Source organism: Streptomyces sp. NBC_00385 (assembly GCF_035917155.1).
GTDB lineage: Bacteria > Actinomycetota > Actinomycetes > Streptomycetales > Streptomycetaceae > Streptomyces > Streptomyces poriferorum.
In genome coordinates, this window is sequence record NZ_CP107951.1 from 1,594,689 (window position 1) to 1,607,402 (window position 12,714).

The 12,714-nt window shown below is 71.2% G+C and carries 11 protein-coding genes; 4 read left to right on the forward strand and 7 right to left on the reverse strand.

What is annotated here, in order from left to right; all coding sequences use genetic code 11:
* Positions 1-212 precede the first annotated feature (212 nt).
* The 3 genes from OG959_RS06945 to OG959_RS06955 all read right to left on the reverse strand — a co-directional run bounded on the left by OG959_RS06945 (position 213) and on the right by OG959_RS06955 (position 3,802).
* Complete coding sequence (locus OG959_RS06945; protein WP_326657282.1) at positions 213-1,433, reverse strand: ricin-type beta-trefoil lectin domain protein; 1,221 nt, start codon at positions 1,431-1,433, stop codon at positions 213-215.
* A gap of 125 nt (positions 1,434-1,558) precedes the next feature.
* Positions 1,559-2,734 carry a Gfo/Idh/MocA family protein gene (locus OG959_RS06950; protein WP_326657283.1) on the reverse strand — a complete coding sequence of 392 codons (1,176 nt, stop codon included), beginning with the start codon at positions 2,732-2,734 and terminating at the stop codon, positions 1,559-1,561.
* 267 nt (positions 2,735-3,001) lie between these two features.
* Entirely contained in the window at positions 3,002-3,802 is an 801-nt protein-coding gene (locus tag OG959_RS06955) for a DeoR/GlpR family DNA-binding transcription regulator (RefSeq protein WP_326657284.1), read from the reverse strand.
* Between the two features lie 211 nt (positions 3,803-4,013).
* Between OG959_RS06955 and OG959_RS06960 the strand changes: the two genes are divergently transcribed.
* The gene (locus OG959_RS06960) at positions 4,014-4,898 is read left to right on the forward strand and encodes an SIS domain-containing protein (protein WP_326657286.1); all 885 of its coding nucleotides are present in this window, start codon (positions 4,014-4,016) and stop codon (positions 4,896-4,898) included.
* Positions 4,899-5,085: 187 nt separating this feature from the next.
* On the opposite strand, the gene OG959_RS06965 is transcribed toward OG959_RS06960, so the two are convergent.
* Positions 5,086-5,664 (reverse strand): hypothetical protein, encoded by a 579-nt coding sequence (locus tag OG959_RS06965; protein WP_326657288.1) that lies wholly within the window; start codon positions 5,662-5,664, stop codon positions 5,086-5,088.
* Positions 5,665-5,794: 130 nt separating this feature from the next.
* Entirely contained in the window at positions 5,795-8,518 is a 2,724-nt protein-coding gene (locus OG959_RS06970; protein ID WP_442805549.1) for a cellulose binding domain-containing protein, read from the reverse strand.
* A gap of 339 nt (positions 8,519-8,857) precedes the next feature.
* On the opposite strand from OG959_RS06970, the gene OG959_RS06975 reads away from it, so the two are divergent.
* From OG959_RS06975 to OG959_RS06985, 3 genes are all read left to right on the forward strand, one after another.
* Positions 8,858-9,523 (forward strand): DedA family protein, encoded by a 666-nt coding sequence (locus tag OG959_RS06975; protein WP_326657289.1) that lies wholly within the window; start codon positions 8,858-8,860, stop codon positions 9,521-9,523.
* Between the two features lie 63 nt (positions 9,524-9,586).
* Positions 9,587-10,747: a sensor histidine kinase gene (locus OG959_RS06980; RefSeq protein ID WP_326657291.1), complete on the forward strand. Its 1,161-nt coding sequence runs from the start codon at positions 9,587-9,589 to the stop codon at positions 10,745-10,747.
* Positions 10,738-11,382 (forward strand): response regulator transcription factor, encoded by a 645-nt coding sequence (locus tag OG959_RS06985; protein ID WP_326657292.1) that lies wholly within the window; start codon positions 10,738-10,740, stop codon positions 11,380-11,382. The genes OG959_RS06980 and OG959_RS06985 overlap by 10 nt, the downstream gene beginning before the upstream one ends.
* Positions 11,383-11,392: 10 nt before the next feature.
* Here the strand turns inward: OG959_RS06985 and OG959_RS06990 are convergent, their stop codons facing one another.
* On the reverse strand, positions 11,393-11,797 hold the full coding sequence (locus tag OG959_RS06990; RefSeq protein WP_442805550.1) for a Zn-ribbon domain-containing OB-fold protein: 405 nt from the start codon (positions 11,795-11,797) through the stop codon (positions 11,393-11,395).
* Positions 11,798-11,921: 124 nt separating this feature from the next.
* Positions 11,922-12,644, reverse strand: a complete 723-nt coding sequence (locus OG959_RS06995; protein WP_326657293.1) for a TetR family transcriptional regulator — start codon at positions 12,642-12,644, stop codon at positions 11,922-11,924.
* Positions 12,645-12,714: the final 70 nt, after the last annotated feature.

The following is a 12,714-nucleotide window of genomic DNA, read 5'->3' on the forward strand; positions in this document are numbered from 1 at the left end:
TCACCGGTGCACGTCGGACCGTCGTCAAACCGAGGGAGACCGGTTACCCACCGAGCATGGCTGGAAACAGACGCTCGGGCCGGGGGCGAGACCGCCGGAAACGGACACCGGAGCCCTGGGTCCCCGGGTGAGCCCCCGGGCCGGATGCCGAAACCCCCGGACGGGACCGCTGGAAGCGGCCCGCCGGGGGCGGTGGCTCACGGCCCCGCGGATCAGTAGGCCGCGGGCACGTTCCACTGCTGGTTGGCGCCACCGTGGCAGTCCCAGAGCCCGAGAGCGGTCCCGTTCGCCGTGTCGCTTCCCGGGACGTCCAGACAGCGCCCCGACGCCTCGTTGACGACCGTGTGCGTGGAGGCGTTGTACGTCCACTGCCGGGCCGGGTCGGTGACCGCCCCGCCCGCACCGGTCCCGGCACAGTCACGTACGCGAACGGCCGCCCCGTTGCCGGTGCCGTCCGCGGCGAGGCAGTGGTCGGACGGGAGCCGCAGCGTGCCATCGGCCGCCCTCACCCAGGCCTGGTTGGCGCCGCCCGAACAGGTGTAGAGGTCGGCGGCCACACCGTCCGCGACACCCCCGAAGGCGTCCAGGCACTTCCCGGCGGGCCCGGTCACCGCACCGCGCACCGAGTTGCCGACGGCGAGGTTCTGCACGGTGGAACCGGCCGCGACATCGATCCGGGTCATCGGAGCGCAGGCGTTGGCGCTGCTGGACGTGGAGGCGACCGCGCCGGTGACCGTACCGCCGTTGCCCGTCGGCACCCCGAAGCGGGCGTCGCTGAACGGCTGGTCGTAACAGGTGGCGCGGGGGTTGTTCCACTCGAAGTACTCGGTCCAGTCCACCATTCCGGAGGGCGAGATGGCGGCGGCCGGGGTCTTGATGGCGCCGAGCCTGTACGAGGCACCTGTGACGGTGTCCGCGACGGTGGCGCCGAACCAGCCGTCACCCTCGGCCGCGACCTCGAACGTGTAGCGATGACCGGCGGTCCAGTCGAGGTTCATCCGGCAGCTCATGCCTTCGCCCTCGCCGCCGAAGGTCTGGCACCAGCTGCCGGCCGAGCCCGCTCTGGCCTCGGAGACGTCCCAGACGGAGAAGAGGAGGGTCCGTTTCGACCCTCCGTTGGACTGCATTCCGAAGTACGCGCCGCTGCCCCGGTCGAAGCCGAACTGATGGCTCCAGAAGATGTTCGCCCGGTATCCGGGGTCGTGCGGGACGGTGGTGGACCAGGTGACCTCGGTCAGTACCGGAGCACCGGAGAAGGAGTAGTTGGTGTAGGTGCCGGGAGTGACTCCCAGCTCCGCGGCCCGGGCGGGGACGGCCGCGCCTGACTCCGCGGCCCGGGCGGGGGCGGCCGTTCCCAGCAGGGCCAGGGTGGCTGCCGCGGCAGCAGCGGTGACGGTGGCGGTGATCGTTCCTAAGACGTGGCGCAGGGTCATGCGATGCACCTGCTTCCGGTGGGGGGATGGGGATCATTGCCTTGCATGCACCGGCTCGGTGCATCCGGTGCGGTGAAACCCGCCGCACAGGACCGGGGCCCTGTCCGGCCTTCCCGGTCAGATCCTCAGGAACGGACCTGCCCGCGTTCGAAGTACGCGACCAGTTCGGGGTCGAGAGCCGGCACGTCGTACGGCGCACCGCCCTCACGCAGGGAACGGGTCGCGAGGACACCGGCGGCGACGCTCATCCGGGCGGCGACCGGTGAGGTGTCGGTGACGCCCCCGTCGCGCACGAACCGGCAGAACTCCTCCATGATCCGGGTGTCGCCGCCGCCGTGCGAACCGCCGGCCTCGGGCACCCGGTAGGTGATGTCGGCGTCGGCGCGGTATCCGCTGGGTCCGGTGTTCCAGACCTTGACCTCGTCACCGGGGCCGTCGCCGAAGTTCTCCAGCCGCCCCTCCGTGCCGATGACGGTGTAGTTGCGCCAGTAGTCCGGTGTGAAGTGGCACTGCTGGTAGGCGGCCACGACCCCGTTGTCGAGCTGCATGTTCATCACCGAGACGTCCTCGACGTCGACGATGTGGTGCAGGTCCTTACGGGCCGTCGGAGGCCAGTCGAACTCCCGCAGCCAGTTGTCCGGGCGCGGGGTGTCCGGCTCACGGCGCGGCAGGCCGCCGTAGACGAGCAGGTCGCCCAGCGCGTTGACGCGCCGGGTGTAGCCGCCGGCCAGCCAGTGCAGCACGTCGATGTCGTGCGCGGCCTTCTGGAGGAGCAGTCCGGTGGTCCGGGTCCGGTCGGCGTGCCAGTCCTTGAAGTAGTAGTCGCCGCCGTATCCCACGAAATGGCGCACCCAGACGGCCTTGGGCTCCCCGATGTCCCCACGGGCGATGATGTCGCGCATCAGCCGTACGACGCCCATGTGCCGCATGTTGTGGCCGACGTAGAGCCGGGTCCCGGTCTCGTACGCGGCGCGCAGGACGTTGTCGCAGCTCTCGACGGTGATCCCCAGCGGCTTCTCCACGAAGACCGCCTTGCCGGCGCGGAGCGCGTCGATCGCGATGGCCTCGTGCGTGTCGTCCGGGGTGGCGATGACGACCGCGTCGAGGTCGTCGCGGTCGAGGAGCAGCTTGTAGTCCTCGACCGCGACATCGGTGCCGAAGGCTTCCGCCTCACGTCGGCGCACCTCGGGGTCGAGGTCGCAGACGGCGGTGATCGCCGATCCCTGTCCGGGGTGGTGGGCGGACGTCGCGATGGAACGGCGCAGGCCGAGCCCGATGACGCCGAGTCGCAGGTCTGACACGGGAGTCCTTTCTCTACGTACGGTCGTGCGGGCGAAGGCCGCCAAAGACGGTGCGGGAGGCCGAAGGCTCCTTCACGACGACAGCCTCATAGTTCACGACCGCGCACCATCATGGCAAGAGTTGCTCGTTTAGGGGCGCTGGCGAACATCTATTGACATTCACCGGGACTCTCATCGGCAACCCGCGGGCACACGGGAGCTCGAATCGGGTGCACCGGAGCCCCCGAACGCACGAACCGCAGGTGGAGACAGGCCGGAGCCAGGCGGTCAGACCGCGATGACGGTGACGCCGGCCTCGGTGAAGCGCGCGGCGACCTCGGGTGCGATGCCCTTGTCCGTGACCAGGAAGTCGACCGCCCCCAGGTCGCAGACCCGGGCGAAGGCGCGCTTGCCGATCTTCGACGAGTCGGCCGCCACCACCACCCGCTGGGCCTGCTGGGCGAGCAGCCGGTTGATGCTGGCCTCGCCCTCGTGGTGAACGTACGCGCCGCGTTCGGTGTCGATCGCGTTGACGCCCAGCACGGCGACATCCAGGGTGATCTCGCCCAGCACCCCGCTGGCCAGCGGTCCGGTCAGTTCGTACGACTGGGGCCTGGCCACTCCGCCGGTGACCACGATCTTGATCTGCGGCCGGATCACCAGCTCGTTGGCGATGTTGAGGGCGTTGGTGACCACCGTCAGGGTCGGCTGCCCTGACGCCCCGCCCGCGCCTTCGCCCACAAGATCGGAGCGCACGGCGAGCGAGCGCGCCACCTCCGTGATGGTGGTGCCGCCGGTCAGCCCCACCACCTCGCCGACCGCGACCAGTTCGGCGACGGCCCGGCCGATGGCCTGCTTCTCCGGCGCGTTGCGTCCCGTCTTGTAGCGCAGCGCCAGTTCGTAACTGACGCCGTGCGCGACGGCGCCGCCCCGGGTACGGGTGAGGAGGTGCTGCTCGGCCAGCTGGTCCAGGTCCCGGCGGATGGTCGCGGCCGAGACGTCCAGGGCGCCGGCGGCATCCTCGACGTCCACCCGGCCGTGCTTGCCGACGAGTTCCAGCAGTGCGTTCCACCGGGCATCCCTGGACAAGAGAACTCTCCTTTACGGGCCCGGCCTGCGCACGCCCATCCCCTGGGGCGCGGTCACCGGACACGCGCAAGCGTCGCACACGGCTCCGCCGAGTCAAGCCACGAAGTCACACCACCGAGGCGGACACCTGCACGCTGAATGCTTGATAATGCTTGCTAATACCGAGTAACGTGCGTAAACGAGCATCCCATCGCCAGTTCGGAGTGCAAAAGTGTCATTTGTCGAGATCGAGACAGCCAGTCAGCCGGACTGCTGGCGCCGCGCCGCGGACCTCGCTCCGAGCCACGCCGCCGCGCTGCCCGCCTCCGGCGAGCGCATCGCCGTCGTCGGCTGCGGCACCTCGTTCTACATGGCTCAGGCCTACGCCGCGCTCCGCGAGGAGTCCGGCCAGGGCGAGTCCGACGCCTTCGCCGCTTCGGAGTTCCCCGCCCGCCGCCGCTACGACCGCGTCGTCGCCCTCACCCGCTCGGGGACCACGACCGAGGTGCTCGAACTCCTCGACCGGCTCCGCGGGACCACCCCCACCGTGGCCATCACCGCCGACCCCGACACCCCGGTGATGACGTCCGCCGACGCTGTCGTGGTCCTCGACTTCGCGGACGAGCGGTCCGTCGTGCAGACCCGGTTCGCCACCACGCTGCTGACGCTGCTCCGTGCCCACCTCGGCCTGCACACCGACGCCGTGGTCCGCGACGCGGAGACCGCACTGGCCGAACCGCTGCCCGAAGGCCTGCTGGACTGCTCGCAGTTCACCTTCCTCGGCCGCGGCTGGACCGCCGGTCTCGCCAACGAGGCCGCGCTGAAGATGAAGGAGGCCTCGCTCTCCTGGACGGAGGCGTACGCCTCGATGGAGTACCGCCACGGCCCCATCAGCATCGCCACCACCGGAACCGCCACCTGGACGTTCGGCGCCGCCCCCGAGGGCCTGCGCGAGCAGGTCCTCGCCACCGGCGCCCGCTGGGTGGAGAGCGGCCTGGACCCGCTGGCCGAGCTGGTCCGCGTCCAGCGCCTGGCCATCGCCCGCGCCGCCGCCCGCGGCCTGGACCCGGACAGCCCGCGCCACCTGACGCGTTCCGTGGTCCTCGCGGAGGCCTGAGCCGCCCGAGTCAGCGGTGGAGACCGCGGAGCGCACCCCGTGTCGCTCCCGGCGGTCCACCGGCACGGCCGGCCGGCCCTCGCAGGGCGGCCGGCCGTGGCGGGGCACCACCTTCGGCCGCCCGGCGCAGAGGCAGAGGGCCGGAGGCCTCAGGCCGCCCCGGCACGGCCGTCCCGGGCCCGGACCGTCAGGACTCCTCGAAGTAGGCGTCCAGGACCGCGTCGAAGCCGTCCGTCCACTCCTTGAGGCTGCTCCTGGCGGCCGCCTCGACCTCGGCGTTGAACCAGCGCCGGGTCGACATGTGGACCGTGATCGTGAACCGGCGGCCGAACCGGGCCGGCTTCAGTTCGACGGCGCCGATCTCGTCCCAGCGGAAGTCGGCCTCCTGGTCGTCCAGCGTGAACCTGATGCCCGCACGGTCCGCGGAGATCGAACCGCGCCGGTCGCTCACCTCGAACGACGGGCCGTCGTCGGGCCCGTCGTCGGACGAAGCGCCGTCGGCCTCGTCCAGATGCTCCTTCTCGTCCTCCTCGTCGTCCGCCGCCGTCCCGGCGACGGGCTCGGCGTCGGGTGCCGCGTCCTCCTCCGGTGCGGCCTCCACGACGGCATCTTCGGGCGCGGAACCCTCGGGTGCGGGCTCCTCGGTCCGCTCCGGGTCCTCGTCCGCCTTCGCGGCGGTTCGAGGGGCCGTGAGACCGGGGATGTACGCCGGGTCTGTGCCTGCGGCGTACGCGGGCTGAGTCTTCGGATCTATGCGCTGCTCCACGGCGGGCAGTATGGCCGACGAACCTGTACGGGGCCAGTGAGGCCGTCGTTCACCCGGCCGGGGACACGGCACGGCAAGGGGCGGACCCACCCGCTCGGCCCGCCCCTCCCCCCGTCACTCTGCTCGTCCGTCAGCCGGTGGAGCAGGCCTCGTCACCCAGGGCGAACGCGGCCGGTGCGGCGTTGCCGCCCGTCAGCGTGCCCGTGAACCCGAAGCCCACCGAGGCCCCCGGCGCCACCTTGCCGTTCCAGGAGATGCTGGCGGCCTTCACCTTCGCCCCGTCCTGCGTGGGCGTCGCGTTCCACATCTGGGTGACCTTCTGTCCGTCCGCGAACGTCCAGCCGAGCTGCCAGCCGTCCAGGGCCGCGGTGCCGGTGTTGGTGAGCGTCACATCGGCCTGGAAACCGCCGGACCACTGGTTGGTGACCTTGTACGTCACCGAGCAGGCCGCGTCCCCGGACGGGTTCCCCGGGTCGGTTCCGGGGTCGGTTCCGGGATCCGTGCCCGGGTCCGTGCCGCCCCCGTCCCCGTCCGAGGAGTCGCCGTACATGATTCCGCGGCCGTTGGTCGAGACGTACACCCGCCCGTAGATCCTCGGGTCACCGGTGATGGAGGCCCCGATCCAACCCCACTGGTGGGCGTCGTCGTTGATCCGGGTCCACGTCGTACCCGCGTCCGTGGAACGGAAGACGCCGCGCACTCCGCCGATCTTCGCGGTCACGAAGAGCGTCTGGTACGAGGCTCCCGCGGCCGCCTTGCCGAAGCCGACCGAGTCCGCCTGCTCGATCCCGGACAGCTTCGTGAACGTCGCGCCCGAGTCGGTGGAGTGCCACAGCCCGTAGGCCCCGGTGGCGCTGCCGCCCGCCAGCCACACATCGCCTTCGGTGCCCGGCACGGCCTTGAAGCGGACGTTGCCCTCGGCGGGCAGGCCGGTCGACGCCTTCGCGGTGAAGGTGGCACCGCCGTCCGTGGAGACGTAGAAGGTGCCGGCCTTGTACCCGTAGAACTTCTTCGGGTTCTTCCGGTCGGACTCGACGGTCGCCCCGGCCGGGATCCCGGTGGACGCCGACCACGAACTCCCGTACCCGGTGGTGTGCTGCACGCCCACACCCTCCGGGCTCCACACGAAGCCACTGGCGTCGGCCGCCGCCGCGACCGTGCCGCCACCGGTGACCCCGGCGGGCTCGGAGCCCTGGAACCAGTTGGACCCGTTGTCCGTGGAGAAGCCGATGTGCGGGGCGGCGTCGGCGCTGCCGACCCGCACGACGGTGTTGGGGCTCGCCTCCGCGAAGTCGAGGCTGGTCGTCGAGGTGAGGTTGGGCGAGGTGAACATCATGCCGGGAACGGCGTCCAGGTCGGTGTGCCGAAACCCTCCGATGTCGCCGAGCGCGCTGAGCAACGGGGCGCCGGACGGCGGGCTCGCCAGGTCGTTGACCGCCGTCTCCTCAAGGCCCTTCACCATCGGGGTGATCGTGAACTTGCTGCCGGAGTCCCAGTTCCCGAGGTTCTCGGTGCCGTAGATCGTGGCGCCCGTGCCATACATCATCCGGTTGGAGTCGAACGGGTCGATCTCCAGCGCCTCCGTCATCCAGCCCAGCTTGGGCGAGGTCTCCGGCGGCGTCGGGTTGGCGCCCCAGGTCAGCCACGGCACGGAGGAGACGTCCTGGGTGAAGCGGTTGGTGCGGTTCGGGTAACTGCTGTAGTCCCAGGCCTGCGTCCAGGTCGCCCCGCTGTCCGTGGAGCGGAAGATCTGGGTGTCCGGCCACCAGGAGCTGTACGCGGTCGCCATCAGGGTGCCGGGGTGCTGCCGGTCCACGGACAGTCCGCTGAATCCGTAGTACGTGTCCGCCTCGGCGACCGGGCTCACGTCCGTCCACGCACCGGTCGCGGTGGCGTACCGCCAGATCCGGCCCTTGCCGCCGTCGTACGGCCCGCCGGTGTCGCTCAGCGTCAGATAGAGGTAGCCGCTCGAAGAGTCGAGTACGCCCTTGTGGGACAGGTATCCGGTCGGCTGCCCGGCGATCCGCGACCAGGTGACGCCACCGTCGGTGGAGCGGTAGACGGTGTTGTCCTTGTCGGCGACGCCCACGTAGATGTCCTGGGTCGCGCTGCCCGCGCTGCCGGTCCGCTCGTCGAAGGTCACCCAGACGATGCCCTGGTTGTCGTTGCCGTATCCGCTCGTGTCGGTCGGGTCCTGGGCGTAGTTGCCCGGGTTCGGGAAGGCCGTCACCTCGGACCAGGTCACCCCCGAATCGGTGGACCGCCACAGACCGTTGCCGCTGGGAGCGCCGAGGTACAGCACGGAGTTCTTGTTCGGGTCGACCGCGAGGCGCTCGCCCATGCCGCGGCCCGGCATGTTCCCGCCGAGCTTGAAGGGGAGCTCGGCCGCCTTCCAGCTGGCGCCCCGGTCCGAAGAGCGCAGGACGGCACCGTTGCCCGGGTCCCAGCTGTTGGTGTACGTGCCCACGGCGGCGTACACGTTGTCCGGGTCGGCCGAGTCGGAGGCCAGACTCACCACGCCGGACCAGCCCCAGTGGTCCCAGTCCACCCAGTCGAGCAGCGGGGTCCACTGCTTGCCCGCCTGGTCCCAGCGATAGGCGCCGCCGATGTCGGTGCGGGCGTAGGCGAGGTTCTTCTCCGACCGGTTGAAGACGATCCCGGGGACGAAACCACCGCCGTCGATGCGGACGTTCTTCCAGTCGTATGTGTCCGCGGCCAGGGACACATCGGATGCTTCGGCGGCCGGTACGACATCGCTGGCGCGCGCCGATGCCGGGGCACCGGTGGCGAAGAGCCCGGCGGTAAGAGTGAGTGCTGCCAGGAGGGCGGCAAGGGGTCTAGCGCTTGAGCGCACGGAAACGTCCTCTCCGAACGAGACCGCCGACAGTGGCGGTACAGGGCGGGTACGGATGTGGGAGCGCTCCCATACGGGTCCCGATGGTAGCGGCGCGAACCCGCCGGGAGAAGGGTGTTGCGCAGGGTTCATCGGATGACTCGGCCTCGCCCCCCGGAGCCGCAGGCCACGCGCACGGCCAGCGACGACCCGCGCCCTGCGGGAAACCGCAGGGCGCGCGTACGGACCACCGCACCCCGTCGGGCGGCAATCCGCATACCGCCGCCGGTGCGGGATTCCTAGCGTGGTCAGGGAGTCGTGGCGCGGTGCCGCGGCCGCCGCCCGGTCTGGAGACCTCGCATGGATTCCGTACTGCTCGCCCTTCCGCAGGAACCCGCCGACGGGGTCGCCGGCTGGGCGGCCGATCTCGTCGACACCCTGGGCGGGCCCGGCGCCGGCCTCGCCATCGCGCTGGAGAACCTGTTCCCGCCGCTGCCGAGTGAGGTGATCCTGCCGCTGACGGGGTTCGCCGCGGGGCAGGGGGTGATCTCGCCGGCATCGGCCCTGCTCTGGACCACGCTGGGTTCGGTGGCGGGGGCGGCCGCGCTGTACTGGATCGGGATGCTGTTCGGCCGCGAGCGGATGCATGCCCTGTGGGCGCGGCTTCCGCTGGTCAGAAGCTCCGACCTGGAGCGTACGGAGGCGTGGTTCGCCCGGCACGGCACGAAGGCGGTGCTGTTCGGCCGCATGGTGCCGGTCTTCCGGAGCCTGATCTCCGTCCCCGCCGGCCTGGAACGGATGCCGCTGCCGGTGTTCCTCGGGCTGACCGCCGTGGGGAGTCTGGCGTGGAACTCGGTGCTGGTGATGGCCGGTTACTGGCTCGGCGACCAGTGGAACGCGGTGGAGACGTACGTCGGGCTGCTCTCCAAGGCCGTGCTGATCCTGGTACTGGCGGCGCTCGCCCTGTACGTCGTGGTCCGCCTCCGGTCCGCGAACGGGCGGGCCCAGCACCGCCGTACGCCCTGAGGTGCGGCGATGCGCGTGTGCGGCCCGGCCGGAATCCTCAGCACTCGGCTAGGGTCGGTGGACATGACGGGCGACCCCGCAGGCACCGATGGCGGCATCACCGGGCGGCTGTCCGCGATCACGGGCACGCTCCTGGGCTGTCTGACGGCGCTCGCCGGACTCCTCTACTTCACCGTGGCCGGAGCCCTGTTGGGCGCCTTCCTCCTGTGGCCGCACACCAGGGCCCGGGCGCGGGCCCTCCTGGTCGCGGGCGCCAGGAGACTGACGGCGGTGGAGCGGTGGCGCCGGTCCGCCTTCTTCCATGACCGGTTCCCCGAACACCGCGCCTCCGATCAGCAGGTCCTGCGCTATCTGGCCTCCCGCACCTACGCGGGGCTCCTGTGCGCGGTGGTGGCCGGGCTACTGGTCTTCGGCCTCGTACTGGCCGGACTGCTCGCCGCCGGGGTGGCCAGGTCGACGCTGAGCTGGCAGGAGTTGCTCACCCAGGTGGTCCTCGGCTCCGTGCTGCTCTTCCTCGACGTGCAGGGGCTGTTCTCGCTCGCCGCGCTGGACGCCCGGCTGGCCCGCGCGTGCTTCGGGCCGGGCGAACGGGAGCTGCTGGAGCGACGCATCGGTGAACTCGCGGCGAGCCGCGCCGCGGTGGTGCGGGCGGTCGACAGCGAGCGGCGGCGCGTCGAGCGCGATCTGCACGACGGCGTACAACAGCGTCTCGTCGCGCTCGCGATGCTGCTCGGCCGGGCCCGCCGCGCCCGTGACGCCGGGCAGGCGGAGGCCCTGCTGGCCCAGGCGCACAAGGAGTCGGGCGAGGTAATCGCCGAACTGCGCGAGGTGGCCTGGCGGGTCTATCCGACCGCGCTCGACAGTCTGGGGCTGCGGGAGGCGCTGGGCGGGGTGGCGGAGCGGTGCGCCCTGCCCGTCCGGGTGGCGTACGACGTGTCCGGGCCGCTGCCGCCGTCCGTGGAGACGGCCGCGTACTTCGTCGTGTCGGAGTCCGTGACGAACGCCGCCAAGCACTCCGGTGCCGGGCACGTCCTCGTGAGCGTCGCACGGCGCGGCGAGGTCCTCACCGTGCTCGTCCGCGACGACGGGGCCGGCGGCGCGGACCCGGAGGGCGGCGGACTGGCGGGGCTGCGCGGCCGGGTCGCCGCGATCGACGGCATGCTGGAGGTCCGGAGCCCCGCCGGGGGCCCCACGACCGTGACCGCGGAGCTGCCGTGCGTGTGATTCTCGCCGAGGACTCGACCCTGCTCAGGGAAGGCCTGGTCCGCCTGCTCACCGAGGAGGGACACGAGGTGCTCGCCTCGGTGGGCGATGCCGGGGCGCTGCTGTCGGAGGTCGCGGCCCACGCGCCGGACCTCGTCGTCACCGACATCCGGATGCCTCCCACGCACAAGGACGAGGGGCTGCGCGCCGCGGTGGAGATCCGCAGCCGGTGGCCGGACATCGGCGTGCTCGTCCTGTCCCAGTACGTGGAGCGCGCCTACGCGGCCCAGTTGCTCGCCTCGAACGCCGAGCGGGTCGGCTATCTCCTCAAGGACCGGGTGGCGCAGGTGGAGGAGTTCCTCGACTCGCTGGAGCGGATCCATGCGGGCGGGGCCGTCTTCGACCCGGAAGTCGTACGGCAGTTGGTCATCCGCAGTGCGCACGGCGACCCGCTGTCGCGGCTCACCCCGCGCGAGCGCACCGTCCTGGAGGCGCTGGCACAGGGCCACACCAACGCTGCGATCGCGCAGAAGCTGCACATCTCGCTGAGCGCGGTCGAGAAGAATCTGAACGCGGTCTTCGACAAGCTGGGGCTGGCGCACACCACCGGCTACAACCGGCGGATCCTCGCCGTGCTGCGCTATCTGGAGGCGTGACGGCGCCGGTTCACGCGTACCAGTCGGCCATTCCGGGCGGGTCGCACAGTTCGAGTACCACTTCGCCCGCTTCCGAGGTCTTCCCGCCGACGGGCCTGACCCGGTCGCCGACGCTCACCAGGTGCGGAGCCGCGCCCACGATGCGACAGCGGTACACGAAGCCTTGGGGGAAGCGGACCAGGGACTCGTTGCGCATGACCCGCGAGTAGCGGTTCACGACGCTGGACCGCACGACGACACCGTGTCCGTCGCTCTGCTCCGACTCCAGGTCGCTCGACGCGCAGACGGGGCACAGGAGTTTACGGAAGGATGCGGTGCCGCACCATCGGCACACCTGGTAGACCAGACCCTCCGTGCTGCACGGCTCCACTGCGTCGCGAGCAGTGGGCTCCACGTCGATTTCGGTGATGAACACGTCTCGGCCTCCCGCGCTCGGTTGGGTGCGCCGCACCTCCGGCGACGGCACACCGGCACCGTATGGCACTTAGTTCCACGAAGTAAAGGTACTGAGTGCCGAAGGATGCGAACCGTCGAGTGAACTACCTCTCAGTGGTGCCGCGTTCCTCGTCGAGAGCTGCTTCGACGCGCTGCACGACGCGCCACATCGGGGCACCCTTCGGCGCGATCATCACGATCACCTCGTCCTCGGCGGCCGGCGCGGAGGGCCGCTCGGCGGCCGCTCCCCACACGGCGCGGACGAGTTCGAGCGCCCGGTCGACCTCGGCGCCGGCATCGCCCCGGCCACCCGAACGCAGCCAGGACCGCAGCCCGTTGTTGTGCGCCGCGACCACCGAGGCGGCGATCACCTCCGCACGCAGGGCCGCGTCGGGGGCACCGGCCCACCGGCGCTCCAGGTACCCGGCCATGGTCCGCTCGTAGCGGCGTACGACGGAGAGCTCATAGGTACGCAGACCGGGCACCTCCCGGGTGAGCCCGTAGCGCTGCACGGAGAACTCCGGCTTCTCCGCGTACATCCGCAGGACCAGCCGGGCCGCGTCGCACACCGCCTCCACCGGGTCGCCCTCCCCGGCGGCCTCCAGGAACGCGGTCATGTCCGCGAGGCAGCGCTCGTGGTCGGGGAAGACCGCGTCCTCCTTCGACGGGAAGTAGCGGAAGAACGACCGGCGCCCCACCCCCGCGCTGGCGACGATGTCGTCCACCGTGGTCCGCTCGAACCCACGCTCCATGAAGAGCGCGAAGGCCGCCTCGGCGAGCACATCACGCATGGGGGGCTTCTTGGCCGGCCCGCGGTCATCGGTCATGCCGGAAACGTAGCATCGGAAACACGCATCCGACACTGGGTACCTTTACGAGGGGTACTGGGTGCCATAG